Genomic DNA, 23,275 nt, shown 5'->3' on the forward strand with positions numbered 1-23,275 from the left:
CCGTGCGCGGTGCGCCGCGGTGCGTCCTATCGTCTGGAGAGTCATCATGGAACGTTTTGCCCGTCTGCTGCCCTTCCGCCAATTCGGTCGCCTGCGCCATCTGCGCACGTTGATCGCGTGCGGCATGCCGAGCGCCGAAACCACGCCCGATCTCTTCGACGAAATGCCCGCATTGCCGTCTCGTCAGCCGGCTTTCGCGCGCGTCTCCTTGAGCAGCACGGTGCACGCCGACCCCGAGCAGCGCGCGCCGGTGCGGGTTTATCGCGGGCAATCGCGCGTGATTCTGGTCGGCAAGATCGACGAGGTGTCGCGCATGATCGACCGCTGCATCGCGGAGGAAAACGCGGGGCTGGCCGACGGAGTCCTCGCCTGAAAGAAGCTGGACCGTACGCACAACGTGAATTCACGGGATATAACCGGCACGCATGCGGTCAATCCGTGATTCACGTTTTGCAAGAGGCTCGCCGCTGTATGTCCCGCACTACCCGCTCACTCGCCACGGCGCTCGTCGTCCTGATTCTCGTCGCGGCGCTCGGTTTCATTTATGCGTCGCCTTACATCGCACTGAACCGCGTGAAGCGCGCGGCCGACGCGCGCGACGCGCAGACCGTCAACCAATACGTCGATTTTCCGGCGTTGCGGGCGAGCCTCAAGGAACAGGTCGCGGCGCTGCTCACGCGGCGGGTGGATATCCAGAAGAGCGGCAATCCGCTCGCGATCATCGGTGCGATGATCGGCGCGGCGCTCGTGGGTCCGCTGGTGGATTCATATGCAACACCGGACGGCGTCGCGGCGATTCTGAACGGCATTCCGCCGCGTGGCGATCCGGGCGAGCGTCCGCCACAGGCCGGCGACGGCTCGTCGGCGAGCCTGGCGAACGCGCCCGCCTCCGGCGTCACGAGCGCGCAGCAGCCACCGAGGGAGCCGCCGCAGACCACGGCGGGTTATCGAAGCCTGAACACGTTCGTCGTGACCTATCGGCACGGCGCCGGCGATGCGCGTTACTCCGCGATCTTTCATCGCGACGGGCTCGTGTCGTGGAAGCTCGTCGCGGTCGATCTCGGCGGTTGACGCGTCAGGCGCCGGCTTCGGCCTTGACCGGCTTCGCCGCATACGCGGCTTCGTCTTCGGCTTCGGCGGATTCGCCCGCCTGACACACGGCAACCAGAATGCTGCACTTCACGCGATCGAGCAGCGGCGTGTTGCCCGCGCCCATCCACCATCGCGCGAGACCGCTGCGGCAACGATGCCCGACGACGACGAGATCGACCTGGAGGCTCTCGGCAAGCGCCGCGATTTCATCGATCGGATGTCCGAACGCGAAATGTCCCTGTGCCTGCAGTCCGCGCTCGCGCAGCCATTCGACGCCCTCCTGCAGAATGTCGCGCGCGGCCTCCTCGAAGCGTCCGCAGGCCATATCGGTTAGCAGTCCGGCACTCTGCGCGATGCTCGATCGCATGTCCACCACCGCGAGCACGTGCGTCTCCGCGTTCAGATCCAGCGCGAGATTGGCGCCCTGACGCAGCGCCTTGCGGCCCTCTCTGGAGCCGTCGTAGCACAGCAGGATTTTTCGGTAGCTATCCATCTTGACCTCCCTGGCCAACTTGCCGTTGAGCGCGACTTGCCCGCGGCGTTGTTTCATCATCGTGCGTCGTCCCAAGGGAGACAACGCTGGAAAACGCTTACCGGCTCGAACACGCTAGCTCGCACCGTGCCAGAATCACCAGGACGCCGACGGACAAGCCTCTGGCACTTTCAGCCGGAACCGGTTCAACGCGCGCCGCACAGGTTTGACACGCACGCGCCGCGCGCGGTTGCACGCCACGCGCCGCCTTGGTGCAATGGATTACACTAGCCCGCTGGATTTCCCTCATGCGGTTTTCCCTGCGGCACGAATGCATGACTGATCAAACATTGCAACAAAGCCCGTCACGAGCGCCCGATGAAAGCAGCGCGCCCGCCATCGAGTTCAGCGAAGTAAGAAAGCACTACGGTGAGCGCATGGTCGTCGATGGCCTGTCGTTCGACGTGCGGCCGGGCGAATGCTTCGGATTGCTCGGACCGAACGGCGCGGGCAAGACGACGACGCTCAAGATGCTGCTCGGCATCACCTCACCCGATAGCGGCGCGATCCGTCTCGTCGGCGAGCCGGTGCCCGCGCGCGCCCGTTTCGCGCGCCAGCGCGTGGGCATGGTGCCGCAGTTCGACAATCTCGATCCCGATTTCACCGTCCGCGAAAATCTGACGGTGTTCGGCCGCTACTTCGGAATGACGGGCGCGCGCATGGACGCGCTTGTGCCGTCGCTGCTGGAATTCGCGCGGCTGGAGAGCAAGGCCAATGCGCGCGTCGGCGAATTGTCGGGCGGCATGAAGCGGCGTCTTACGCTCGCGCGCGCGCTCGTCAACGATCCCGATGTCCTCGTGATGGACGAACCGACCACCGGACTCGATCCGCAAGCGCGGCATATGATCTGGGAACGTCTGCGCTCGCTGCTCGCGCGCGGCAAGACCATCCTTCTGACGACGCATTTCATGGAAGAAGCCGAACGCCTCTGCGACCGCCTGTGCGTGATCGAGGAAGGCCGCAAGATCGCCGAGGGACGGCCGCGCGAGCTCATCGAATCGGTGATCGGTTCGGACGTGATCGAGATCTACGGTCCCGATCCGCAGGCGCTCGCCGCCGAACTGGAGCCGCTCGTCGAGCGCATGGAAGTGAGCGGCGAAACGCTCTTTTGCTATGTCGACGATCCGCAGCCCGTGCATGCGCGCGTGAAGGGGCGCGCGGACGTGCGCTATCTGCATCGTCCGGCGAATCTCGAAGATGTTTTCCTGCGTCTCACGGGACGTGAGATGGTGGACTGAGTCAATGGATACGCTCGAACGATCTCGCATCGGCAAAAAGCGCGAGCCGAAGCACGCGCAAAACTTCACGCCGCTCGCCAGCGCGCTGCCCGCGAACGCCACGCACTGGATGTCGGTGTGGCGCCGCAATTATCTCGTCTGGAAGAAGCTCGCCATCGCCTCGATGATCGGCAATCTCGCCGATCCGATGATCTATCTCTTCGGTCTCGGCCTCGGTCTGGGCCTGATGGTCGGACACGTCGACGGCGTGTCGTATATCGCGTTTCTCGCGGCGGGCACAGCGGCGTCGAGCGTGATGATGTCCGCGAGCTTCGAGTCGATGTACTCGGGCTTCTCGCGCATGCACGTTCAGCGCACGTGGGAAGCGATCATGCACACGCCGCTCACGCTCGGCGACATCGTGCTCGGCGAGATCGTCTGGGCCGCGAGCAAGTCGGTGCTGTCGGGCGTCGCGATCATGATCGTCGCGGGCGCGCTCGGCTACGCGAGCTTTCCGTCGATGCTGATCGCGCTGCCGGTCATCGTACTGACGGGACTCGCGTTCGCCAGCACGGCGATGGTCGTCACCGCGCTCGCGCCGAGCTACGACTTCTTCATGTTCTATCAGACGCTCGCGCTCACACCGATGCTGCTGCTCTCCGGCGTGTTCTTTCCGATCGCGCAACTGCCCGCGCTCGCGCAGCATGTCACGCAGGTTTTGCCACTGTTTCACGCGGTCGAGCTGATCCGTCCGGCGATGCTGGGCCGTCCGTTCGACGGCTACGCGCTGCATGTGCTCGTGCTTGTCGCGTATGTTGTCGTGCCGTTTTTCCTGTGCGCGTGGCTTTTCAGGCGACGCATGATGAAATGAAAAAACGGCGATGGACCTTGAAAGCCCATCGCCGTTTTCGCATCGTCAAAGCAGAAGCGCGCTATTTCACAGGGAACTCGTGATGGCCGCCGAAGCCGAAGCGCATCGCGGATAGCAGGCGCTCGGGGAACGACTCGGCATCGCGCGAGCGAAAGCGCGTGTACAGCGCCGCCGACAGCACTTGCGCCGGCACCGCCTCCTCGATCGCGGCCTCGATCGTCCAGCGCCCTTCGCCGCTGTCCGCGACTTCGGCCGAATAGCGATCGAGCGAGGTGTCGCCCGCGAGCGCGCCCGCGGTCAGATCGAGCAACCACGACGAGACCACGCTGCCGCGACGCCACACTTCCGCGATATCGGCGATATCGAGTGAGTAGCGCTCGTTCTCCGGCAGCTCCGTCGAGTCCTTGCGTTCGAGCACGTGAAAGCCCTCGGCATACGCCTGCATCAATCCGTATTCGATGCCGTTGTGCACCATCTTCACGAAGTGCCCGGAACCGACCGGCCCGCAGTGCATGTAGCCGTTCTCGACCCGTGCATCGCGCCCTTCGCGGCCCGGCGTCGCGGGAATGTCGCCGCGTCCGGGAGCGAGCGTCGCGAGAATCGGGTCGATCCGGCGCACGACCGGCTCATCGCCGCCGATCATCATGCAGTAGCCGCGCGTCAGGCCCCACACGCCGCCCGACGTGCCGACATCGACGTAATGGATGCCCTGCTCGCGCAACTGCGCGGCGCGGCGGATGTCGTCCTTGTAGAAGGTGTTGCCGCCGTCGATGATCACGTCGTCCGCGCCGAGGATCTTGCGCAGGTCGTTGAGCGTGTCTTCGGTGATTTTCCCCGCCGGCAACATCAGCCAGACGACGCGCGGCGCGGCCAGCTTCGCGACCAGATCGCCCAGATCCTTCGCGCCCGTCGCGCCTTCGCTCGCGAGCGCTTCGGTCGCCTCAGGGTTGTGGTCGTACACCACGCACGTATGCCCGCTGCGCATCAGGCGCCGCCCGATGTTGCCGCCCATGCGCCCCAGTCCCACAATGCCAATCTGCATGATGATTCACTCCTTACCGTTTGATTTCACGCGTTCGATCTGCTTTTTCGCGGCGTCGTAGACCGCTTCCGGCGTGAAACCGAACTTCGTCTTCAGTGCTTTCAATGGCGCGGATGCACCGAACGTATGCATCACGATCTGCGATCCGAGGCGGCCGACGTAGCGGTCCCAGCCAAGCGTCGCGGCCTGCTCGACGCACACGCGCGCGTTCACGTCGGGCGGCAGCACCGATTCCTTGTACGCCAGATCCTGCTTCTCGAAGATGTCCCACGACGGCATCGACACGACGCGCGCCGCGACGCCTTCGCTCTTCAGCTTTTCATATACCTCGACGCACAGCGACACTTCGCTGCCCGTGGCCATCAGGATGACTTCGGGCTTCTTGCCGCCCTCGGTGTCGGCGAGCACATAGGCGCCGCGCCTCACGCCTTCGGCGGATGCGTATTTCTTGCGATCGAAGGTCGGCAGCGGCTGGCGCGTGAGCACGATGCACGACGGCTCCTTCGCATGCGTGAGCGCAACGCGCCACGCTTCTGCAACTTCGTTCGCGTCGGCGGGCCGCAGCGTGCACAGACCCGGCACGCCGCGCAAAGACGCCAGTTGCTCGATCGGCTGATGCGTCGGGCCGTCTTCGCCGACGCCGATCGAATCGTGCGTGAACACGTAGATCGTCGGCACTTCCATGATCGCGGAGAGGCGAATCGGCGGCTTCATGTAGTCGCTGAAGATCAGGAACGTCGAACCGTACGGACGCAGCCCGGACAGCGCGAGGCCGTTGCAGACCGCGCCCATGCCGTGCTCGCGAATGCCGAAGTGCAGATTGCGTCCGCCGTAGCTGTCGTGCTCGAAGCTGCCGGCGCCTTCGAACTTCAGGTTCGTCTTCGTCGACGGCGACAGGTCCGCCGCGCCGCCGATCAGCCAGGGCAAGCGCTGCGCGATCGCGTTCAGCACCTTGCCGGACGAATCGCGGGTCGCGAGGCCCTTCTCGTCCGCCTCGAAGGTCGGGATGTCGGCGTCCCAGTTGTCGGGAAGCTTCGATCCGAGCATCTGCCAGGCCTCTTTCGCGAGTTCCGGATTGGCCTTCTCATAGGCGTCGAAGCGCTGCTTCCACTCGGCATGCAGCTTCTTGCCGCGCGCGCCCACGCCGTCGGCGAAGTGCTGCATCACGCCGTCGGGCACGTAGAACTGCTTGTCTTCGGGCCAGCCGTAGAACTTCTTCGCGAGCTTGACCTCTTCCTCGCCGAGCGCTTCGCCGTGCGCGCTCGCCGTGTTCTGCTTGTGCGGCGCGCCCCAGCCGATGATGCTTTTCACGATGATCAGCGTCGGCTTGTCCGTATGCGATTTGGCCTTGTTGAACGCCGCTTCGAGGGCGGCTCCGTCGTTGGCGTCCTCGACGTGCAGCGTGTGCCAGTTGTAGCCGTGAAAGCGCGCTGCGACCTCGTCGCTGTAGGCGAGATCCGTATGGCCTTCGATCGTGATGGTGTTGCTGTCGTAGATCCAGATGAGATTCGAAAGCCGCAGATGCCCCGCGAGCGAGGCCGCTTCGTGCGACACGCCTTCCATCATGTCGCCGTCGCCGCACAGCGCGTAGACGCGGTAATCGAAAATATTGTCCTTGCCCTTGTTGAAATGGGCTTCTTTCCAGCGCGCGGCCATCGCCATGCCGACGCTATTGCCGAGGCCCTGCCCGAGCGGTCCGGTCGTGGTCTCGACGCCGGTCGTCATGCGGTATTCCGGATGGCCCGGCGTCTTGCTGTCGAGTTGACGGAACTGCTTGATGTCATCGAGCGACACGGCGGGCTTGCCGGTCGGCTTGCCGTCGCCGCCGAATTCCTTCACGCCCGTGAGGTGCAGCAACGAATAAAGCAGCATCGACGCATGCCCGACCGACAGCACGAAGCGGTCGCGATTCGGCCATAGCGGCGCGTCGGGATCGTAACGAAGATGGTTCTGCCAGAGATGAAACGCGACCGGCGCAAGCGCCATCGGCGTGCCGGGATGGCCGGAATTGGCCTTCTGCACCGCGTCCATCGAGAGCGTGCGGATGGTGTCGATCGTGAGGCGATCGAGATCTTTGGCCTGAGGTGTTGCTTGAGACATGAGCGACGACTCCTTTGCGAAGAGCGCGCTGTGGCGAAAGGCGCCGCAGCGGGCAAGCAGAACCATCGGGCAAGTGTAGTGCCTTGCAGCCGGCACCGCACCGCGAGTGCTGCGAGGGCTGCGCCGCGTGCGTAGAGCGGGAGACACTTCACGCATCACGGCGGTATTACGAAAGGCGGCGGATACTGCGTGGCGGCCGCGTCCTTCGGCAAGACTTTCCAGCCGACGATCCGGCCTGCACAAACGTCAATGCTGACACATTCGTAGTCGTCCCATCGGATTCCGCGACAAAACCCTGACCTTCGACAGATTTTCAGGGCGCCGGATTCGGCTGGCGCTCGTGCAGCGCTTCAATTTCGGCCAGAATTTCGTCCGACAGTTCGACGTTCACGCTGTCGATGTTCTCCTTCAACTGCGGAATCGACGTCGCGCCGATCAGCGTGCTGGCCGTGAATGGCCGCGTGTTGACGAACCCGAGCGCGAGTTGCGTCGGCGTGAGTCCGTGGCGCTTCGCCAGTTCTACGTAAGACGTGATCGCCGCAACCGCTTGCGGCTTGCTGTAACGCTGAAAACGCTCGAACAGCGTGATGCGCGCGCCCGCCGGACGCGCCCCGCCTTCGTACTTGCCCGACAGCCAGCCGAACGCGAGCGGCGAGTAAGCGAGCAGTCCGACACCTTCCTTGTGCGTGAACTCGGACAGCCCGAGCTCGTAGGTGCGGTTCACGAGGCTGTAGGGATTCTGAATGCTAACGATCTTCGGCAGCCCCGCCTTCTCGGCCGCGCGCAGGAATTGCGCGACGCCCCACGGCGTTTCGTTCGACACACCCACATGGCGGATCTTGCCCGCCTTCACGAGATCGGCGAGCGCGGCGAGCGTTTCCTCGATGGGCACCGTGTACTCGTCGTCGATATACGGGTAAGCCGGGCGGCCGAAGGTCATCGTGCTGCGGTCGGGCCAGTGCAACTGATACAGATCGACGTAATCCGTTTGCAGACGTTTCAGACTGCCGTCGATGGCTTCGTTCAGGTTCTTGCGATCGAACTGATTGCCCGCGCCGCGGATGTGCCGCGGATTGTGCGGCTGGCGCGCGGGCCCGGCGATTTTCGTCGCAAGCACGATGCCGGCGCGCTTCGCCGGATTTTTCGCGAACCACGTGCCGATGTATTCCTCGGTGCGGCCCTGCGTCTCGGGGCGCGGCGGCACCGGGTACATTTCAGCGGCGTCGATCAGGTTCACGCCCTGAGCCAGCGCGTAATCGATCTGCTCGTGTGCTTCGCTTTCGGTGTTCTGCTCACCCCAGGTCATGGTGCCGAGCCCGATCAGGCTGACGTCGACACCCGAATCACCCAGTTTCCGAAACTTCATTGCTCATTCCTCTCGTTGACGTTTTGTTTGCGCGCTGTCGGCCCGCCGTAGGCGCATTGTCGGGAATGCCGCCCGGCCGGGTTCCGGCAATCGCAAAAACTACCATAGCCGCGAAAGGTCTGCTGTCGCGACTAGAATGGCAGGCTTCCAACCCCCAACCCGTCAGGCAGGAGCGCGCAACCGATGCCATTCGCCAGCGATCGCGAGAGTAAAGGCTCGTCGCTCATCGTCATGCTCGTCGCGGCGACGTTCTTCATGGAGAACCTCGACGGCACGATCATCGCCACCGCCTTGCCGCAGATGGCGCGCTCGTTCAACGTGCATCCCGCCGACATGAGCCTCGGCATCACGGCTTATCTGCTGACGCTTGCCGTATTCATCCCGATTTCCGGCTGGGCCGCCGATCGCTTCGGCCTGCGCACGGTGTTCGCGAGCGCCATCGCGGTATTCACCGCGGCGTCCGTGCTGTGCGCGACGACCTCGACCTTGCCCGCCTTCGCCGCCGCGCGCGTGTTGCAGGGCATCGGCGGCGCGATGATGGTGCCCGTCGGACGCCTGGCCGTGCTGCGCGCGACTCCCAAGGAAGGCCTGATGCGCGCGATCGCCATCATCACGTGGCCCGGGCTTGTCGCGCCGGTGATCGGTCCGCCGCTCGGCGGCTTCATCACGACATATTCGTCGTGGCGCTGGATCTTCTATCTCAACGTGCCGCTCGGCGTGATCGGCTTGCTGCTGACACTGCGCTATATCGGCAACGAACGCGAAGACGCGAAGCGCCGCTTCGACCTGACCGGTTTCGCGCTGTGCGGCATCGCGTGCACGACGCTGCTCTACGCGATGGAGCTGGTCGGCCGCAGCGACGCGGACTGGACCTTCGTCGGCGTGCTGGTCGCGGTGGGCGTCGTGGCGGGCATCGCGTCGTGGTGGCATCTGCGGCGCGCGGCGCATCCGGTGGTCGATCTGTCGGCGCTGAAGGTGAAGACCTTTGCCGTGGCGATGGGCGGCGGCTCGCTCTTTCGCATCGCGATCAGCGCCGCGCCGTTCCTGTTGCCGCTGATGTTCCAGGTCGGCTTCGGCATGAACGCGTTCGAATCGGGCCTGCTCACGCTCGCCGTGTTCGCGGGCAATCTGTCGATGAAACTCGTCACGACGCCCGTGATGCGTCAGTTCGGCTTTCGGCCGGTGCTGATCGTCAATGGCGTGCTCGCCGCGCTCTCGCTTGCCGCGATGAGCCTGCTCACGCCGTCGACGCCCACGCTCGTGATCGTCGTTGTCCTGTTCGCGAGTGGCTTATCGCGTTCGCTGCAATTCACGGCGCTCAACACGCTCTCTTTCGCCGATGTACCGAAAGCGCAGATGAGCGGCGCCTCGGCGCTATCGAGCACGTTGTTCCAGATGACGATGGGCATCGGCGTGGCCGTCGGCGCAATCGCGTTGCGCATCGGCGAATGGCTCCACGGGCACGATGCGCATTCCATCGGGCCGGAGGATTTCGGCGTCGCGTTTCTGATCGTCGCGTTCGTGGGGCTCGTCGGCGTGTTCGATCTGTTCGGGCTCGCGCGGGACGCCGGCGCGCTCGTGTCGGGGCATCGGAAGCCGAAAGCGTGAAGGTTTTATGACGCGTTGACCAATTCGAACTTGAACCGCTTGCCGAGTGCCGCCGCGGCGCTCGCCAAGGTCGTCAGCGTAAGGCTCGTATCGGTCTCGTCGAGCAGCCGGTTAAGCGCCGAGCGACTCGTTTTCATCTTCGCCGCCATCGCAGTTTTCGTGATGTGCTGCGCCTTCATTTCCTGCTCGATCTGCCAGGCGATCACTCGCTTGATCGCCGTGGCCGTGACTTCCTCGAGCACGCCTTCTTCCCGAAGGAAATCGTCAAAGTCGCTTCCGACGTGTTTCTTGCTCATATCGCACTCCGTCGTGAACTTCTTTCATCCGTGTTTCGGCAAGATCGAAATCGCTTTTTGGCAACATCTGAGATTTCTTGATGAAGCCGTGAAGCAGGACCATTTCGCCATCCCTTACCGTGAAAAGAACTCTCGCAATTCGTTGATGCAAGTGAATCCGCACTTCCCACAAGTCTCTCGCCAATTTTCGGACAAGCGGCATTCCGAGTGGCCACCCGATCTGCACGGTCTTGATGTCCGCGCCGATAGCTTTCTTGTCTGCCAGCTCTAGCGCGCCCAACCATTCACGAACCGGCTCACTGCCTGACAACTGCCGAAAAAAGCGAACCTTCAAAACGAGTTGCTGCATTTGTTTGTGACCTATTCTTGTTTCCGCGCATTGCTTTCATTACGTAACCCTTCTCGGCTTGGACTGTTCTTGATATGCGCGCGTAATAGGTGTCTTCGCTCGCTGATTGAATTGTACCAACCTTGGTACACTCCGTAAATTCTTCTCGGCTTAAGCGCTAAAGTCCAAAACGTTCATGCCGTAATCCGCGTTATGAACTCGCACACGCTCGACGCCCTCGCCGCCCTGACCGAAACGGTTGCCGTCATCCGCCACGCGCGCGGCCTGAAAAATCCCCACGATTTCCCTGACGGCACGGTCGAGCGGCAAGTCGCCGCCGACGCCTTCGCCAACGATTTCCTGCGCGCACTCGACGCCGAGCCGAGCATCGGCGCGTGGTGGCCGATCTGACGGCGTCGCGCGTCATCTGACCGTCACATCGGCAAGGTCGCGGTATTCGTCGCCGCGATCCGTGCGAGTCGATTTCTCGAAACGACATCTTCTGAGTCAAGTTTTGCTATTTGGCGAAACGTTTGCGAGCGGCTATCAAGTCGCGCCCACGCGCGCCGACAACTCGCATATCGCCATGACTCAATCAGGAGATGCCAGTGAAGTGGGCAGCGTCACTTTTTGCTATCGTCGTCGCACTCGCCGCGACCGGCTGCGCGCCGATGCCGGCGGCCAGCACGGCCCCGCAGGAGAAGCCGTCGGCGTCCGCCGAGATCATCCGCTTCGAAATTCCCGCTGACGCGCTCGGCGCGCGCGACCCGCAACTCACCGCGATCCTCGCGAAAGCGGGCGCACTCGCGGCCGCGCAAAAGCAGCCGACGACCATTCTCGTCACCGCGCTCGCGCAAGACTTTCCGTATCTCAATCAGGCGATCTGGAAAGGCATTCCCGCCCGGCATACGGTCAAGCTCAGCCTTGAAAACCTGACGGCCGGCGCACGGCAGCCGTACAGCGTGTCGCTCAAGCCGACGCAGGGAGGCTGACGCGATGCGCCCTATCCCGACTTTGAGCCTTGCCGCCGGCGTGCTGGTTTCGGCGAGCGCCTTCGCCGGTCCGCTCGACGTGAGCGCGCCCGCGTCCGTGCAAACGCTCGCGGCGCTCACGCCCGTCACCGTTACCGTCCCGCAGAAGGTCTATCCGCCCTTGCCGACGCTCGCGATGCTGCCGCCCGCCATCGGCGACGAAGACGACGCGCCCGCCAGACCCGCGAGCAAGAAGGCCAGGAAACCGCGCCGCGTCGCCGATTGCAAATGCAATGGCCCGGAACCGCGCCTCGTCGTGTCGGACGAATCGCGCACCTACATGAAGGACGTCGAGCGCCGCATCGACATCGCGCTCGCGCCGTAATCGAAGGAGACAAGCAATATGTTCCGTCCGATTTACGCGGCGCTGGCCGCCTGCGTGCTGCTCGGCGCATCGCTCGCGCCGCGTGCCGCTCACGCCGACGATTGCTTCGAGCAGGCCGGCGCGTATCAGGGCGTCAATCCGCTCGTGCTGCGCGCGGTCGCCTGGCGCGAATCGAAAGGCGATGCCGCCGCGATCAACCGCAACGCCAACGGCTCGATCGATATCGGTCAGTTGCAGATCAATTCGATCCATTTCCCCGATCTTGCGCGTCAGGGCATACCGCATCGCGCGCTCGCCGATCCGTGCGTCAACGTGTTCGTCGCCGCATGGCTGCTCAAGCAGAAGATGGTGAAGTACGGCAACACATGGCGCGCGATCGGCGCCTATCACTCGGAATCGCCGAAACATCGCGACGCCTACGCACGCAGCATCCAGCAGATTTTGGTTAGCTGGGGCGAGCTGCGGCCTGAGATGCACTGAGCGCGCAACTCGGGCCATCGACTCAAAGCTGGCTCATGCCGCCGTCGATCACGATCTCCGTGCCGACGATGAAGCCCGATTCCTGCGCTGCCAGATGCAGCACGGTCGCCGCGACTTCGCTCGATTTGCCGAACCGGCCGAGCGGAATCTGGCTTTGAAGTTGCGCGGCGGCTTCATCGACGAGGCCGAGCTTGCCGTGCAGCGGCGTCGAGACCGGACCGGGGCTCACGACATTCACGCGTGCGCCGCGCGGCAGCAATTCCGCCGACAGCGTCTTCGCGAGCGACACGAGCGCCGCCTTGCTCGCCGCATAGACCGACGACATCGGCATGCCGATATGCGCATTGATCGAACCGTTCAGCACGATCGACGCGCCTTCGTTCAGCAACGGCACGAGCGACTGGATCTGAAAATACGGTCCCTTCACGTTGATCGCGAAGGTTTCGTCCCACGCTTTTTCGTCGATGTCCGTGAACGGCGCAAAGGTGCCGACGCCCGCGTTGACGAAGATCGCATCGAGCCGGATGTTCGCATCGGCCAACGCTTGTGCGAGTTCGCGCGCCGCGCCGACCGTGCCCGCGACGTTGCGGATCGCGATGGCGTTCGCGCCGAGCGTCTCGCGCGCCGTTGCCAGCGAGGTTTCGTCGCGACCCGTGATGACAACGCGCGCGCCTTCCGCCGCAAATGCCTGCGCCGCCGCGAGACCGATGCCGCTATTGCCGCCGGTGATCAGAACTGTCTTGCCTTCGAAGCGATTCATGACGTGTTCTCCTTGTGAACGTCGATCAGTGTGAAGGCATTATGGCCGGACGCGCGCCCGTTGCCGTGCGACGTGGCCGGCGCACTCGTTCGATTTCGTCGAACGTGTTTTCGTCTGCGTGTTGCGCCCCACACTTCCGCCTTGAAGCGCGGGGGATCGCCTCCTAAAGTTACGCAGTCTCTTCCGGGCTGCTTACGGCTTCGTCATTTCGTCGTACTTTCGACAGTAGGCGCATCATGCAAGACGCGCAACGCGGTGCACCGCCCAGTCCGGAGCGGTTGCTGCAATTGGGAATGGCGTTCTGGGCGTCGAAGGCGCTGCTTTCGGCCATCGAACTGGGCGTGTTCACGCAACTTGCGCCCAGCCCGCGACCGGCCGACGATCTCGCGCAGGCGCTGGAACTGCATCCGCGCGGGGCGCTGGATTTTCTCGATACGCTCGTCGCGCTCAACCTGCTCACGCGTCAGGACGGCCTCTACGCGAACGCGAAGGACGCCGATCTCTTTCTCGATCGCAACAAGCCTTCGTATGTCGGCGGTTTGCTGGAGATGGCGAACGCGCGCCTCTATCCGTTCTGGGGTTCGCTCACCGAGGCGCTGCGCACGGGGTTGCCGCAAAACGAATCGAAGCACGGCGGCAACACCTTCGAAACGCTCTACAGCGACCCGGCGCGGCTGCGCGGCTTTCTTCAGGCGATGAGCGGCGTGAGCATGGGCGCGGCCCAGGCAATCGCGCGGCAGTTTCCGTGGGACGAGTACCGCACCTTCATCGATATCGGCGCGGCTCAGGGCGCGCTGCCGGTGCAGGTGGCGTTTGCGCATCCGCATCTGACGGGCGGCGGCTTCGATCTGCCGGTCGTCGGCCCGATCTTCGACGAATACGTCGCCGCGCATGGCCTGCAAGACCGGCTGCGCTTTCATCCCGGCGACTTCTTCGAGGACCCGTGCCCGTCGGCGGATGTGCTCGTGATGGGTCATGTTCTTCACGACTGGAATCTGCCGCAGAAGCTCGAACTGCTCGCGAAATGTCATGCGGCGCTGCCGCCGGGCGGCGCGTTGATCGTGTACGACGCGATCATCGACGACGAGCGCCGGCAAAACGCCTTCGGTCTTCTGATGAGCCTGAACATGTTGATCGAAACGCCCGGAGGCTTCGACTACACCGGCGCCCAATGCTGCGCGTGGATGAAGGAAGCGGGATTCGCGACGGCGCGCGTCGAGCCACTCGTCGGGCCGGATTCGATGGTGATCGCGACGAAGTGAGCGAGCCGCGCGCCCGGGCGCTTCGTCAGCGGTCGTTCGACATCCCTTTCAGGCGATCGTTGCCGGCGTCCCGGGCGGCGTCGGCGGTGGAGAAGTTCTCTTCGGAAACCAGCGCGCGTTTGACTTCGCGCGCCGCAAAATCGACGAGCGTGAGGACCCACACGAAGCCGCCCGCCTGTTCCGCGGTCTGCACGAATGCGCGCAGATCGCCTTCATTCGACGATGCCATACCGACCTCCTCGTTCATGTTGATGCGCCCTGCCGGTGTCGCGAGACGCGTGCTGACCGGCGATGCGATGCGTCGGCTGAACGGGCGCTAACGGGCGGCAGCCGGCCGCCTTGATCAGGCTTCGAAATCCAGACCGCCGAAGAGCACCGACGATTCCGCCTGCGAGCGCGTTGCGAGATCGACGTCGCGCGCGCCCTGCCACGCGTCAAGCTTGGCGCCGATCGCGTCGAGATATCGCACGAATCGGGCCTCGCCGCCCGCGCCCATCAAGCGCTCGATCTCTTCGTCGTCCCAGGTCAGAAATACATTCAGCGCAAACGGATAGACGTGCCGATGTTCATCGCCCTGTCGCGGTGCATGTCCGGCGCTGATACGCAGACGCGTCGGCAGGGCCGGGCTTTCACGGGGAAGGATATCGACGCGCACGCCGTGATCGACGAGATGCGTCACCCGCTCGACGATGCGCGGCATGAACTCGGCCTCGAAGCGCAGCGCCTGTTCCCGATTCAACATTGGTCTCCGTGAGCGCTGTGCGGCGTATTCAGACGGCCGGCAAGTCTTCGAGCGATTTTTCGATCTGGCCGTCCTGCACGCGCGCCTCGATGCCGATGTGGCCGTTCGTATACGGCAGCGCGCTGACTTTCGGGCCGAGGAAGGCACGGCCGCCGAGCTTGAAGAGCGTGCGGACTTCCTTGCCGCTCTTGATGACGTCCACGACCTGCTGGACATCCACGATGGTGGTGGGCGCGGCCCAGTCGTTCGTGGCCGGGTCGAAACTGCCCCAGCGCACGCTGGTCACGCGGTCGTTGACCCAGCGCACACCGTCGATCGCCAAAGTAGCCATGTCTGCCTCCAGTGTCGTCGTTTGGGGTGGATTGGAAATCCTAGCATGGCGGGGCGAAGGCGGTGGACCTTTGCGCCGGGCCGCGCGCCAGCACGGCGCGACCAATCTGCCGCGCTGCGGTAAAATCGCGGATTCCCCTTGAAATTCAAGCGGTTCGCATGAAGGTGCGGCCGCCGTCGCCCATGTCCGTATCGAAGATCAGTCCCCGCCGCGTTTCCGTTGCTCCGATGATGGACTGGACTGACCGCCATTGTCGGTCCCTGCACCGGCTCGTGACGCGTCATACGTGGCTCTACACTGAAATGGTGACGACGGGCGCGCTGCTTCACGGCGATGTCGCGCGGCATCTCGCATTCACGCCCGCCGAAGCGCCGGTCGCGTTGCAACTCGGCGGCAGCGAGCCGGCCGATCTCGCGAAATGCGCGAAGCTCGGCGAGCAATGGGGCTATGACGAAATCAACCTGAATTGCGGCTGTCCTTCCGAGCGCGTGCAACGCGGCGCATTCGGCGCGTGCCTGATGAAAGAGCCGCAACTCGTCGCGGATTGCGTGAAAGCGATGCGCGACGCCGTCTCGATTCCGGTGACGGTCAAGCATCGAATCGGCGTCGATACGGTCGAGGATTACGAGTTCGTGCGCGATTTCGTCGGCACGATCGCCGATGCGGGCTGCGAAGTGTTCATCGTGCACGCGCGCAACGCGATCCTCAAAGGTTTGAGCCCGAAGGAGAATCGCGAGATTCCGCCGCTCAAGTACGAGTACGCGTATCGGTTGAAGCGCGACTTTGCGCATCTGGAGATATCGATCAACGGCGGCATCAAGACGCTGGAGGAAGTCGAGGAGCATCTGAAGCATGTCGACGGCGTGATGCTCGGGCGCGAGGCTTATCACAATCCGTACGTGCTCGCCGGCGTCGACACGCGCTTCTATGGCGCGGATACGCCTGTTCCTTCGCGCGAGGAAATCGAAGCGGGGCTCATCGACTATGCGCGCGGCGAGCTTGCGCGCGGCACGTATCTCGGCGCGGTGACGCGGCATGCGCTCGGGTTGTATCGCGGTGCCGCGGGCGCGCGCGGATGGCGTCGCGTGCTTTCGGACAGTCGCAGTCTCGCGAAAGGCGATCTGACGATTTTCGATGAAGCGCGCGCTCATCTTCGCGAGGCCGTGGAAGCGATCGAATCCTGATGCCCATGCTTCGGAAAAAGATGCTCAAAGGGACTAGGCAAGTGCAATCATTGTTCGTATAATCTCGTTTCTTGATTGCTGCAGCGGTTCTGAAGCAGTCGGGAACGCGGTATCAGTGGTGGCTGTAGCTCAGTTGGTAGAGTCCAGGATTGTGATTCCTGTTGTCGTGGGTTCGAGCCCCATCAGCCACCCCACCGAGTATTCGTGCAAAAAGCCCAGTCGAATGACTGGGCTTTTTGCATTTCCGGTCTAGCTCGGGCACGCGCCATGCACGTGAAAGCGTGTCCTTTTCGCGAAAGACCGATCATGACCCGACATCACCTCGCGATAGCCGCCCTGCTCCTTGCGACGACATTCGCAGCCGAAGCGCAAACCGCGCGCCCCGACGAAAACGCTTCCATGGTCAAACCGCCGAGCGCACCCGGCGCGCCGTCCGCGAGCGCCACGCGTCCCAACAATCCCGACAACATGCCGGTGAAGCGTCCGAATCCGCCGCAGAACAGCGATCGCATGCTGCATCACAGCCCGGCGAGCGACGCGATCGCAAAATAACCCGCGACGGCCCCAAACGCCGCCTGGAAGCACGCGCGACGCCACTATAATGGCGCTCGTCACGATAATCGAAGCAAACCGCGTGTCGAATCTCCACGCGGTCTAGCCAATGCAAAAAGTCATCCTGCCGTTCGTTTCCGGTTTTCTCGCCGCGCTCTTTTTTCGCGAATCGACCCTGGCGCTGCTGCACGCAGCGGGTCTCGTCGATCCGGCCGGCTTCTCGACCGCACCGTTTCTTCCGCTCGGCATCCCCGAATTCATCGCCAATGCGCTGTGGAGCTCGATCTTCGGCGTGCTGATGGCGTGGCTTCTACGCATCGCGCCCGATCGCAGCGCGCCGTGGATCGGCGCACTCGTGTTCGGCGGCATCGTGCTGACGGCCATCGGCGTATTCGTCATCGGTCCGGCGCGCGGCGTCTGGCCGAGCGGCAACATGTTGCCGCGCCTCGCGCCGATTTTCATCGCCAATGCAATCTGGGGCTGGGGCGTGCTGGTCTTCATGCGCGCGTTCATGGCGCGCGGCGAGCCGCACTGACGCATCGTCGAAAAACGCATCGCTGAAAAACGCACCGCCGAAAACAAAAGCGGCCCGCGCGGGCCGCTCGTCTCACAGATCAGTCCTTCAGCAGCCGCAGCGGATGCGCCGCGGGCGTCCACGCGCTCTCGAACATGCGATCGACATCCGCCGCATTCACGTCCTCGGCGCGCGCGATCTTCCAGCGCGGCTCGTTGTCCTTGTGGACGATGCGCGCGCGAATGCCCTCCAGCACGTCGCCGCGCTCGAACACCGTGCGCGTGAGATCGAGATCGCGGCGCAGGGTCTCGGCCATCGTCGAGAACTTCGCGCGATCGACTTGCTGCAGCGCTACATCGACGGAAAGCGGCGAGCGCTCGCGCAGTTCGGCGGCCGTGCGCTTCGCCCAGTCGTTGCCGATGTCCGCCTCGCGTTCGAGCGACGCCAGAATCGATGCGCCATTGCCCGCCGCGAAGTGCTTGTCGATCATCGTGCGCGCCGCGGCGAGTTCGCCCTTCTCGGGAATCGGCGCGACCTTGTATTTCGTCGTTTCGTTCTGCACGAAGCGCACGATCTCCACGCCATCGAGAAAGCGCTGGTGCCTGAGCGATTCGATGAGACCCGGCAACGCGCCGTCGTCGAGATACGCGTCGGCCATGCGGGCGTAAAGCGCGTCGGCGGCGCTGAGGCTCGCGCCCGTCGCCGCGAGATAACGGCCGATCGCGCCTGGCGCACGCGCAAGGAACCAGCTCACGCCGACATCGGGAAAGAGGCCGATGCGCGTCTCGGGCATCGCCATTTTCGTCGACTGCGTGACGATGCGAAGCCCGCCCGTGTGATGCGCGCCCTGCGAAATGCCCATGCCGCCGCCCATCACGACGCCGTTCACGACCGCGACATACGGCTTCGGAAACGTGAAAATCGCGTGGTTGAGCTTGTATTCGTCGGTGAAGAACGCGTCGATCGCCGCCCGGTCGCCCGCCTGCGCGGACTCGTGCAGAAAGCGGATATCGCCGCCCGCACAAAACGCGCGCACGTGCGGACTGTAGACGATGACGGAGCGGATCGCCTGATCGTGGCGCCACGCGCGCAAAGCCTCGCTGATCGCGCGCAGCATCAGCGGCGTCAACGCATTGAGTGCCTTCGGACGATCGAGCGCAATGAAGCCGATGCCGTTGGCGGTGTCGATACGGATGTCTTCGGTGGTCATCGTGTTGAAGTGTCGGGTCGATTCGCTGAGTCGAATCGAGGTTCGGTTCGGTTAGCCGGCGGGAACCACGCATCGAGCGACAACTCGACGAGCGTCGCAGCCGGCGTCTCGGGCAACGCCGCGCCGGTCAGCTTTAGCGCGACGATGCCATGCAGATTTGCCCACAGTCCTTCCGCGCACGCAACCGGCGCGGCGTGCGCCGGCAGCCGGTTGGCCGCGCGCAATTCGACGAACGCGTCCGCGATCAGCGAAAGCGTCGTCGCGCCGTGCTCCGCTGCGTGACCGTTGCCGGTGGCATCGGCGCCTGCCTGCGCGGAATCCGTGTGCTCCATGAACATCAGCCGATACGTCTCGGGCTCGGCCAGCCCGAATTCGACATACGCGCGGCCCATCGCGTTCAGACGCGCAGCCGGGTCCACAATCGATGTATGGGCGAGAAACGCGGCGCGCAGACTCGCGTGCCCTTCCGCGCGCAACGCCCGCGCGATATCGCCACGGCTCTTGAAGTGAAGATACAGCGCGGCAGGCGAATAATCGATCGCCTCGGCCAGCTTTCTCATCGATAGCGACGCGAACCCTTCGCGCCGCACGATCTCGCGCGAGACTTCGAGTATGCGCTCGCGCAGCGCCTCGCGCTGCTCGCGTCTTTGCTCGGTGCGGCGCTCTTGCGGACCCATGCGAGGCATTGTCGGCACCGCCTCTTTCGAAGTCAAATCGCGACGCGCACGTGCGCGCTCAGATGGTCATCTTGCCGTCGTCGTTCCGGCGCGAAGCCGCGCGGTAAAGCGGCTCGTCCGAGTCGCGCAACACGACCGATGAGAACACGATGCACAGCGCAAGAATCAGCACACCAACGGCTGCCCAGATGAGCCATAGCGCATTGGACTCGACAAGTGAGTGAAGAAAGGATTGAAGCATGACGACCCCGCGCGATTTTTATATTTGATTGCTCAAGCGTATGGCGTTGAGCAAATAATGTGCCGAGCGAATCGCATCGCGTGCGGCGAATAACGAGATGGTACTCCGTTGCGCGATCACGCGGAAGGAGGTGCGGCGTATCGCGCATCGATAAAGCGCCGGCGCGATGGAGGTCTTACATCGCGCCGTGTAAGAGATGAGCGTCAGCGCGTCAGACAGTCACGCGCCCGGGCGGGAAGTGTCCGCTTTTCAGAAGCACCGGCATGCCGTTGGTCACGCGCAGATGTTCCCGCGCGACCGCTTCGATGCGCGTGCGGCCCGCGTCGAACGCGCCGATCCAGCCGGTGCTGTCATACGACTGCGCGCCGAAATGATCTTCCAGCGCTTCGACCGAAATGGCGCACGCCACGCGCCGGCCATCGACCATCGCGGCGAACTCGACGGTCAGGTTGGAATCGCGGTAATCGGGCGCGTCCGGGAGGAATCGAATATTCATGATTGTCTCGTTGCTGATGCAGCGGAGCCCGGTTGCAAAGGCGTCGAGCCGGGACCGGTGCGAAGACGTTCAGGCGCTCCATCGCCGTGTTCGATGCGAGACCGTCTGCGGCGGCGCAAACGATCGCACGAATCGATTTCGGCGACTATGGTACCCGCGCTCGCGCCGCGCGGTCCAGCGTTGTGCCGCTCGTCGGCCGCTCATCGCCCGCTTATGCGGCGAGCACGCTTTCGTCGATATCCACGACGAGCAGCGAACTCGCCCGCGGATCGGCGTAGTTGAAGTCGAGTTGCCGGCTCATTTCGCGCACGCGATCGCAAATGCGTTGACGTGCGTCCAGCGAAAGAGTCGGATAGTCGCGCAGCACTTGCGCCTCGAAGCGGTAATGCACGCCCCAGCCGATATTGCCCGGATGATTCGCCACGCCGCTCGTGCGCCAGCTCACGAAGAGCGCGGGCGTCGCCTCCACGCCGATTTCCGCGACGTCCGCGCCGCTCGGAAACAGATCGATCAGGCAAATTGCGACGTCGTACAGCACGGTGTGTCGGAGATGAACGGGGCGCATCACGTCGATTGCAGCAAGCGGTCGATGTATCCGCGCGCGGCCTGCTCCACGTGCGCAAGCGCCTCGTCTTCAGTTGCAAAGCGCTGTTCCGGTCCGAGATCGACAAGAGCCTCGAAACGATGGACGTCGTCGGGACCGCCGCGCGCGAGACTCACCGATCCGACGTAGATCGGCGCGCCGCTCTCGTTATCCGCGTGCGCCTGCACGAGCCGCGCCGAAGCGCTGATGTAATACCCTCGATATGGCCCCGTGACTCTTTCCGCCATGGTTATGCCCTCCTTTTTTTTGATCTGCCGCGTGCCAGTGTGCATGGAACCCGACAGGCAATTCCAACCGAAATCCCAGAAGGCTAAGTCGCGCGATCCGGAAAATAGTTCATCGGTCGGGTTCGTCCGGCGCGTTTCAGCCGCTACTTCTCTTTCGCAAGCATCGCGCCCGCGTGTATCGCGCTAACAACCGCTTACGTGTCGCGTAAGACGCGTGTGGGACAATGCACATCTCAAAAAAAAGCGCCCCTGCCGCGAAGCCGGCATGCGGCGTATATCGCAATTCGCTCTCACGAGGTAAAGATGAAGGAATCCGGTCGGCGCATGCGCCGTATGTCAGCACGCGTCGCACAGAGCGGCGCTGTCTCGCGCTTCTCGTGGCTGCGTGCCGCGACGCTCGGCGCGGCTGTCGTTGCGATCTCGGGTCTGGGCGCATGTGCGTCGTCGAACGAGGCATCGCTCATCAATTTGCCCGATGGACAGACCGGCTATGCGGTCAACTGCAGCGGCGCGGACGCCGCGTCCAGTTGGGCGAGTTGCTACGTGCTCGCCGGCAAGAAATGCGGCGCGACCGGTTACGACATCGTGTCGAAGGACAACGAGGAAGGCGGCCCGACCGGCGGCGGCATCAGCAACGTGGTCTCCGCGAACGTCAAGAACCGCTCGATGATCGTGCGCTGCAAGTAAGCGCGCGTCAGTGCGCGCTCATCTTCGAGAAGGCGTTGAGCACGACCACGCCGGCGACGATGAGGCCCATGCCGAGCATCGCGGGCAGATCGGGCGTCTGTTTGAACAGCAGCGCCGCGACGAGCGTGATAAGCACGATGCCCGCGCCCGACCACACCGCATACACGATGCCGACGGGCAACGCGCGCAGTGTCAGCGACAGCAGATAGAACGACACGCCGTATCCGATCACGACGATGGCGGCGGGCAGCGCGCGCGTGAAGCCATCGGACGCGCGCAGCGCGGAAGTCGCGATGACTTCGGCGACGATCGCGATGGCGAGAAGCACATAAGCGGTTGAGCGCATCGGCGTTGAGTTTCTCCGGATCTTGATCTTGTTCGTCGTCGATGGGCTCAGTCGCGTCCGAGAGCGAGGTTGCCGAAGTCTTTGCCGAGCACGGCGCATAGCGCTTCGACCACCAGTTGATGATCGTCGCGCTGCGGAAGACCCGACACCGCGACCGAACCGATCACGCCCGCGCCCTGCACGCGCAAAGGAAATGCGCCGCCGTGCGTCGCGAACTCTTTCGGATCGAGGCTGTGCTTTTCGGCGAGCGTCGTGCCGGCTTGCTGAAGCGCGAGGCCGATCGCATATGAGCTGCGACGAAAATGTTCGACGGTGCGCGACTTGCGCTCGACCCATCGCGCGTTGTCGGGCGTGGTGTTGTCGAGCGCGGCATAGAAGAGCTTGCACCCGAACGTGCGCACATCGATGACGATGGCCGCGTCGCGGGCGAGCGCCATCTCGCGCAATTGCGAACCGATCTGCCACGCATGTTCCGCGTGAAACTGCGGGAACACGAGCGTGTGTTCCTGATGCGCGATGGCCTGTAGATCGTGTGGGATGTCCATGAGGGAGCGACTCCTTTGGCGTGCGTGGGTTGAGGTTGGCGCGTGCGAATGCGAGTACGAATGCGCCGAGCCTTGCGATTTTGACATGCGCATGAGAAGCCGCAATGTGCGCGTTGGTCATGAAGCGGTGCAATTGCGACTTCGCCATCAGTGAGCTTTGGGCATTCGCTAGATAGCAGACGCCGGTGTAGGTGGCTCGGCCGGCGCTTGTTCGGCCATCGATTTTACCGGCGATCGAGATTGTCGATGTATGCCTCACTGTGGCTAGAGTTGCGCCGTCACTTGAAATCCGACCGTCACGCGCGAAGTCGGAAACCCCGACGGCTTGTAGATCGGCGTGCCCGCGAACAGCTCGTAGCTGAACCCCGCATACTTCGCCGGAATGCCGCCACGAATCCCGATCACCGCGCCCACCAGTTGCGTGCCCGTGAGGTAGGCCGTGGTGGGACCGAACACGCGTCCGTAGTCAATGCCCGCGTAGAACGACTGGCCCGTCTTGCCGATCGGCGCCTGAAGTTCGTTGCGCCAGTAGAAGCCCTTTTCGGCCGCCAGCATCTGCTCGCCATCGAAACCGCGCACGGTGTAGCGGCTGCCGATGGTCAGATCGTC

Annotated in this window: 33 protein-coding genes and 1 tRNA gene; 15 read left to right on the forward strand and 19 right to left on the reverse strand. The window is 63.7% G+C overall.

Annotated elements, in window-relative coordinates; genetic code table 11:
- Positions 1–46 precede the first annotated feature (46 nt).
- Positions 47–373: a hypothetical protein gene (locus AWB82_RS09630; RefSeq protein WP_086966896.1), complete on the forward strand. Its 327-nt coding sequence runs from the start codon at positions 47–49 to the stop codon at positions 371–373.
- Between the two features lie 98 nt (positions 374–471).
- Positions 472–1,071 carry a DUF2939 domain-containing protein gene (locus tag AWB82_RS09635; RefSeq protein ID WP_086966897.1) on the forward strand — a complete coding sequence of 200 codons (600 nt, stop codon included), beginning with the start codon at positions 472–474 and terminating at the stop codon, positions 1,069–1,071.
- A 4-nt stretch (positions 1,072–1,075) separates the two neighbouring features.
- Here the strand turns inward: AWB82_RS09635 and AWB82_RS09640 are convergent, their stop codons facing one another.
- Positions 1,076–1,585, reverse strand: coding sequence for a universal stress protein (locus AWB82_RS09640; RefSeq protein WP_086966931.1), 510 nt, complete (start codon positions 1,583–1,585; stop codon positions 1,076–1,078).
- A gap of 314 nt (positions 1,586–1,899) precedes the next feature.
- Here AWB82_RS09640 and nodI point away from each other — a divergent pair, with 314 nt between their 5' ends.
- Positions 1,900–2,862 carry a nodulation factor ABC transporter ATP-binding protein NodI gene (gene nodI / locus AWB82_RS09645; RefSeq protein ID WP_200818075.1) on the forward strand — a complete coding sequence of 321 codons (963 nt, stop codon included), beginning with the start codon at positions 1,900–1,902 and terminating at the stop codon, positions 2,860–2,862.
- 4 nt (positions 2,863–2,866) lie between these two features.
- Positions 2,867–3,712: an ABC transporter permease gene (locus tag AWB82_RS09650; RefSeq protein ID WP_200818076.1), complete on the forward strand. Its 846-nt coding sequence runs from the start codon at positions 2,867–2,869 to the stop codon at positions 3,710–3,712.
- A 61-nt stretch (positions 3,713–3,773) separates the two neighbouring features.
- On the opposite strand, the gene gnd is transcribed toward AWB82_RS09650, so the two are convergent.
- The 3 genes from gnd to AWB82_RS09665 form a co-directional block, all read right to left on the reverse strand.
- Positions 3,774–4,754, reverse strand: a complete 981-nt coding sequence (gene gnd / locus AWB82_RS09655) for a phosphogluconate dehydrogenase (NAD(+)-dependent, decarboxylating) (RefSeq protein WP_086966898.1) — start codon at positions 4,752–4,754, stop codon at positions 3,774–3,776.
- A gap of 6 nt (positions 4,755–4,760) precedes the next feature.
- On the reverse strand, positions 4,761–6,854 hold the full coding sequence (gene tkt, locus AWB82_RS09660) for a transketolase (RefSeq protein WP_086966934.1): 2,094 nt from the start codon (positions 6,852–6,854) through the stop codon (positions 4,761–4,763).
- A 313-nt stretch (positions 6,855–7,167) separates the two neighbouring features.
- Positions 7,168–8,220, reverse strand: coding sequence for an NADP(H)-dependent aldo-keto reductase (locus tag AWB82_RS09665; RefSeq protein ID WP_086966899.1), 1,053 nt, complete (start codon positions 8,218–8,220; stop codon positions 7,168–7,170).
- A 183-nt stretch (positions 8,221–8,403) separates the two neighbouring features.
- Here AWB82_RS09665 and AWB82_RS09670 point away from each other — a divergent pair, with 183 nt between their 5' ends.
- The gene (locus tag AWB82_RS09670; protein WP_086966900.1) at positions 8,404–9,828 is read left to right on the forward strand and encodes a DHA2 family efflux MFS transporter permease subunit; all 1,425 of its coding nucleotides are present in this window, start codon (positions 8,404–8,406) and stop codon (positions 9,826–9,828) included.
- Positions 9,829–9,833: 5 nt separating this feature from the next.
- Here the strand turns inward: AWB82_RS09670 and AWB82_RS09675 are convergent, their stop codons facing one another.
- Together AWB82_RS09675 and AWB82_RS09680 are read right to left on the reverse strand one after the other, a co-directional pair.
- Positions 9,834–10,124, reverse strand: a complete 291-nt coding sequence (locus AWB82_RS09675; protein WP_086966901.1) for an XRE family transcriptional regulator — start codon at positions 10,122–10,124, stop codon at positions 9,834–9,836.
- On the reverse strand, positions 10,093–10,473 hold the full coding sequence (locus AWB82_RS09680) for a type II toxin-antitoxin system RelE/ParE family toxin (protein WP_086966902.1): 381 nt from the start codon (positions 10,471–10,473) through the stop codon (positions 10,093–10,095). The genes AWB82_RS09675 and AWB82_RS09680 overlap by 32 nt, the downstream gene beginning before the upstream one ends.
- Positions 10,474–10,665: 192 nt before the next feature.
- Here AWB82_RS09680 and AWB82_RS09685 point away from each other — a divergent pair, with 192 nt between their 5' ends.
- The 4 genes from AWB82_RS09685 to AWB82_RS09700 all read left to right on the forward strand — a co-directional run bounded on the left by AWB82_RS09685 (position 10,666) and on the right by AWB82_RS09700 (position 12,288).
- Positions 10,666–10,863, forward strand: coding sequence for a hypothetical protein (locus AWB82_RS09685; protein WP_086966903.1), 198 nt, complete (start codon positions 10,666–10,668; stop codon positions 10,861–10,863).
- Positions 10,864–11,054: 191 nt separating this feature from the next.
- Positions 11,055–11,444 carry a hypothetical protein gene (locus AWB82_RS09690; RefSeq protein ID WP_086966904.1) on the forward strand — a complete coding sequence of 130 codons (390 nt, stop codon included), beginning with the start codon at positions 11,055–11,057 and terminating at the stop codon, positions 11,442–11,444.
- A gap of 4 nt (positions 11,445–11,448) precedes the next feature.
- Entirely contained in the window at positions 11,449–11,808 is a 360-nt protein-coding gene (locus tag AWB82_RS09695; RefSeq protein WP_086966905.1) for a hypothetical protein, read from the forward strand.
- An 18-nt stretch (positions 11,809–11,826) separates the two neighbouring features.
- The gene (locus AWB82_RS09700) at positions 11,827–12,288 is read left to right on the forward strand and encodes a lytic transglycosylase domain-containing protein (protein WP_086966906.1); all 462 of its coding nucleotides are present in this window, start codon (positions 11,827–11,829) and stop codon (positions 12,286–12,288) included.
- Between the two features lie 22 nt (positions 12,289–12,310).
- On the opposite strand, the gene AWB82_RS09705 is transcribed toward AWB82_RS09700, so the two are convergent.
- On the reverse strand, positions 12,311–13,048 hold the full coding sequence (locus AWB82_RS09705) for an SDR family oxidoreductase (protein ID WP_086966907.1): 738 nt from the start codon (positions 13,046–13,048) through the stop codon (positions 12,311–12,313).
- Positions 13,049–13,284: 236 nt separating this feature from the next.
- Here AWB82_RS09705 and AWB82_RS09710 point away from each other — a divergent pair, with 236 nt between their 5' ends.
- Entirely contained in the window at positions 13,285–14,310 is a 1,026-nt protein-coding gene (locus AWB82_RS09710; RefSeq protein ID WP_086966908.1) for a methyltransferase, read from the forward strand.
- Between the two features lie 25 nt (positions 14,311–14,335).
- On the opposite strand, the gene AWB82_RS09715 is transcribed toward AWB82_RS09710, so the two are convergent.
- The 3 genes from AWB82_RS09715 to AWB82_RS09725 all read right to left on the reverse strand — a co-directional run bounded on the left by AWB82_RS09715 (position 14,336) and on the right by AWB82_RS09725 (position 15,383).
- Complete coding sequence (locus AWB82_RS09715) at positions 14,336–14,539, reverse strand: hypothetical protein (RefSeq protein ID WP_086966935.1); 204 nt, start codon at positions 14,537–14,539, stop codon at positions 14,336–14,338.
- 114 nt (positions 14,540–14,653) lie between these two features.
- On the reverse strand, positions 14,654–15,049 hold the full coding sequence (locus AWB82_RS09720; protein ID WP_086966936.1) for a DUF5594 family protein: 396 nt from the start codon (positions 15,047–15,049) through the stop codon (positions 14,654–14,656).
- A 31-nt stretch (positions 15,050–15,080) separates the two neighbouring features.
- Positions 15,081–15,383: a hypothetical protein gene (locus AWB82_RS09725; protein WP_086966909.1), complete on the reverse strand. Its 303-nt coding sequence runs from the start codon at positions 15,381–15,383 to the stop codon at positions 15,081–15,083.
- A 182-nt stretch (positions 15,384–15,565) separates the two neighbouring features.
- Here AWB82_RS09725 and dusA point away from each other — a divergent pair, with 182 nt between their 5' ends.
- The 4 genes from dusA (at position 15,566) to AWB82_RS09745 (ending at position 17,654) form a co-directional block, all read left to right on the forward strand.
- Entirely contained in the window at positions 15,566–16,567 is a 1,002-nt protein-coding gene (gene dusA, locus AWB82_RS09730) for a tRNA dihydrouridine(20/20a) synthase DusA (RefSeq protein WP_086966937.1), read from the forward strand.
- A gap of 118 nt (positions 16,568–16,685) precedes the next feature.
- Positions 16,686–16,761, forward strand: a tRNA-His gene (locus AWB82_RS09735).
- Positions 16,762–16,873: 112 nt separating this feature from the next.
- Positions 16,874–17,119, forward strand: a complete 246-nt coding sequence (locus AWB82_RS09740; protein ID WP_086966938.1) for a hypothetical protein — start codon at positions 16,874–16,876, stop codon at positions 17,117–17,119.
- A 109-nt stretch (positions 17,120–17,228) separates the two neighbouring features.
- Positions 17,229–17,654 carry a hypothetical protein gene (locus AWB82_RS09745; protein ID WP_086966910.1) on the forward strand — a complete coding sequence of 142 codons (426 nt, stop codon included), beginning with the start codon at positions 17,229–17,231 and terminating at the stop codon, positions 17,652–17,654.
- 79 nt (positions 17,655–17,733) lie between these two features.
- Here AWB82_RS09745 and AWB82_RS09750 read toward each other — a convergent pair whose 3' ends face one another.
- From AWB82_RS09750 to AWB82_RS09775, 6 genes are all read right to left on the reverse strand, one after another.
- Positions 17,734–18,843 carry an enoyl-CoA hydratase/isomerase family protein gene (locus AWB82_RS09750; protein ID WP_086966911.1) on the reverse strand — a complete coding sequence of 370 codons (1,110 nt, stop codon included), beginning with the start codon at positions 18,841–18,843 and terminating at the stop codon, positions 17,734–17,736.
- Complete coding sequence (locus tag AWB82_RS09755; protein WP_235023242.1) at positions 18,840–19,529, reverse strand: TetR/AcrR family transcriptional regulator; 690 nt, start codon at positions 19,527–19,529, stop codon at positions 18,840–18,842. Before AWB82_RS09755 ends, AWB82_RS09750 begins: the two co-directional genes overlap by 4 nt.
- A gap of 49 nt (positions 19,530–19,578) precedes the next feature.
- Positions 19,579–19,761: a hypothetical protein gene (locus AWB82_RS09760; RefSeq protein WP_086966913.1), complete on the reverse strand. Its 183-nt coding sequence runs from the start codon at positions 19,759–19,761 to the stop codon at positions 19,579–19,581.
- 211 nt (positions 19,762–19,972) lie between these two features.
- Positions 19,973–20,257 (reverse strand): DUF1488 family protein, encoded by a 285-nt coding sequence (locus tag AWB82_RS09765; RefSeq protein WP_086966914.1) that lies wholly within the window; start codon positions 20,255–20,257, stop codon positions 19,973–19,975.
- Between the two features lie 211 nt (positions 20,258–20,468).
- Positions 20,469–20,822, reverse strand: coding sequence for a hypothetical protein (locus AWB82_RS09770; protein WP_235023246.1), 354 nt, complete (start codon positions 20,820–20,822; stop codon positions 20,469–20,471).
- Positions 20,822–21,088: a hypothetical protein gene (locus tag AWB82_RS09775; protein ID WP_086966916.1), complete on the reverse strand. Its 267-nt coding sequence runs from the start codon at positions 21,086–21,088 to the stop codon at positions 20,822–20,824. The genes AWB82_RS09770 and AWB82_RS09775 overlap by 1 nt, the downstream gene beginning before the upstream one ends.
- A 333-nt stretch (positions 21,089–21,421) precedes the next feature.
- On the opposite strand from AWB82_RS09775, the gene AWB82_RS09780 reads away from it, so the two are divergent.
- The gene (locus AWB82_RS09780) at positions 21,422–21,775 is read left to right on the forward strand and encodes a hypothetical protein (RefSeq protein WP_086966939.1); all 354 of its coding nucleotides are present in this window, start codon (positions 21,422–21,424) and stop codon (positions 21,773–21,775) included.
- Positions 21,776–21,782: 7 nt separating this feature from the next.
- Here the strand turns inward: AWB82_RS09780 and AWB82_RS09785 are convergent, their stop codons facing one another.
- From AWB82_RS09785 to AWB82_RS09795, 3 genes are all read right to left on the reverse strand, one after another.
- Complete coding sequence (locus AWB82_RS09785) at positions 21,783–22,121, reverse strand: DMT family transporter (protein WP_086966917.1); 339 nt, start codon at positions 22,119–22,121, stop codon at positions 21,783–21,785.
- Positions 22,122–22,168: 47 nt separating this feature from the next.
- The gene (locus AWB82_RS09790) at positions 22,169–22,666 is read right to left on the reverse strand and encodes a heme-degrading domain-containing protein (RefSeq protein ID WP_086966918.1); all 498 of its coding nucleotides are present in this window, start codon (positions 22,664–22,666) and stop codon (positions 22,169–22,171) included.
- Between the two features lie 264 nt (positions 22,667–22,930).
- Positions 22,931–23,275 (reverse strand): ShlB/FhaC/HecB family hemolysin secretion/activation protein (locus AWB82_RS09795; RefSeq protein WP_143756696.1); only part of this gene is annotated, 345 nt, incomplete at its 5' end.

Origin of the sequence: Caballeronia glebae (assembly GCF_001545035.1) — a bacterium.
GTDB lineage: Bacteria > Pseudomonadota > Gammaproteobacteria > Burkholderiales > Burkholderiaceae > Caballeronia > Caballeronia glebae.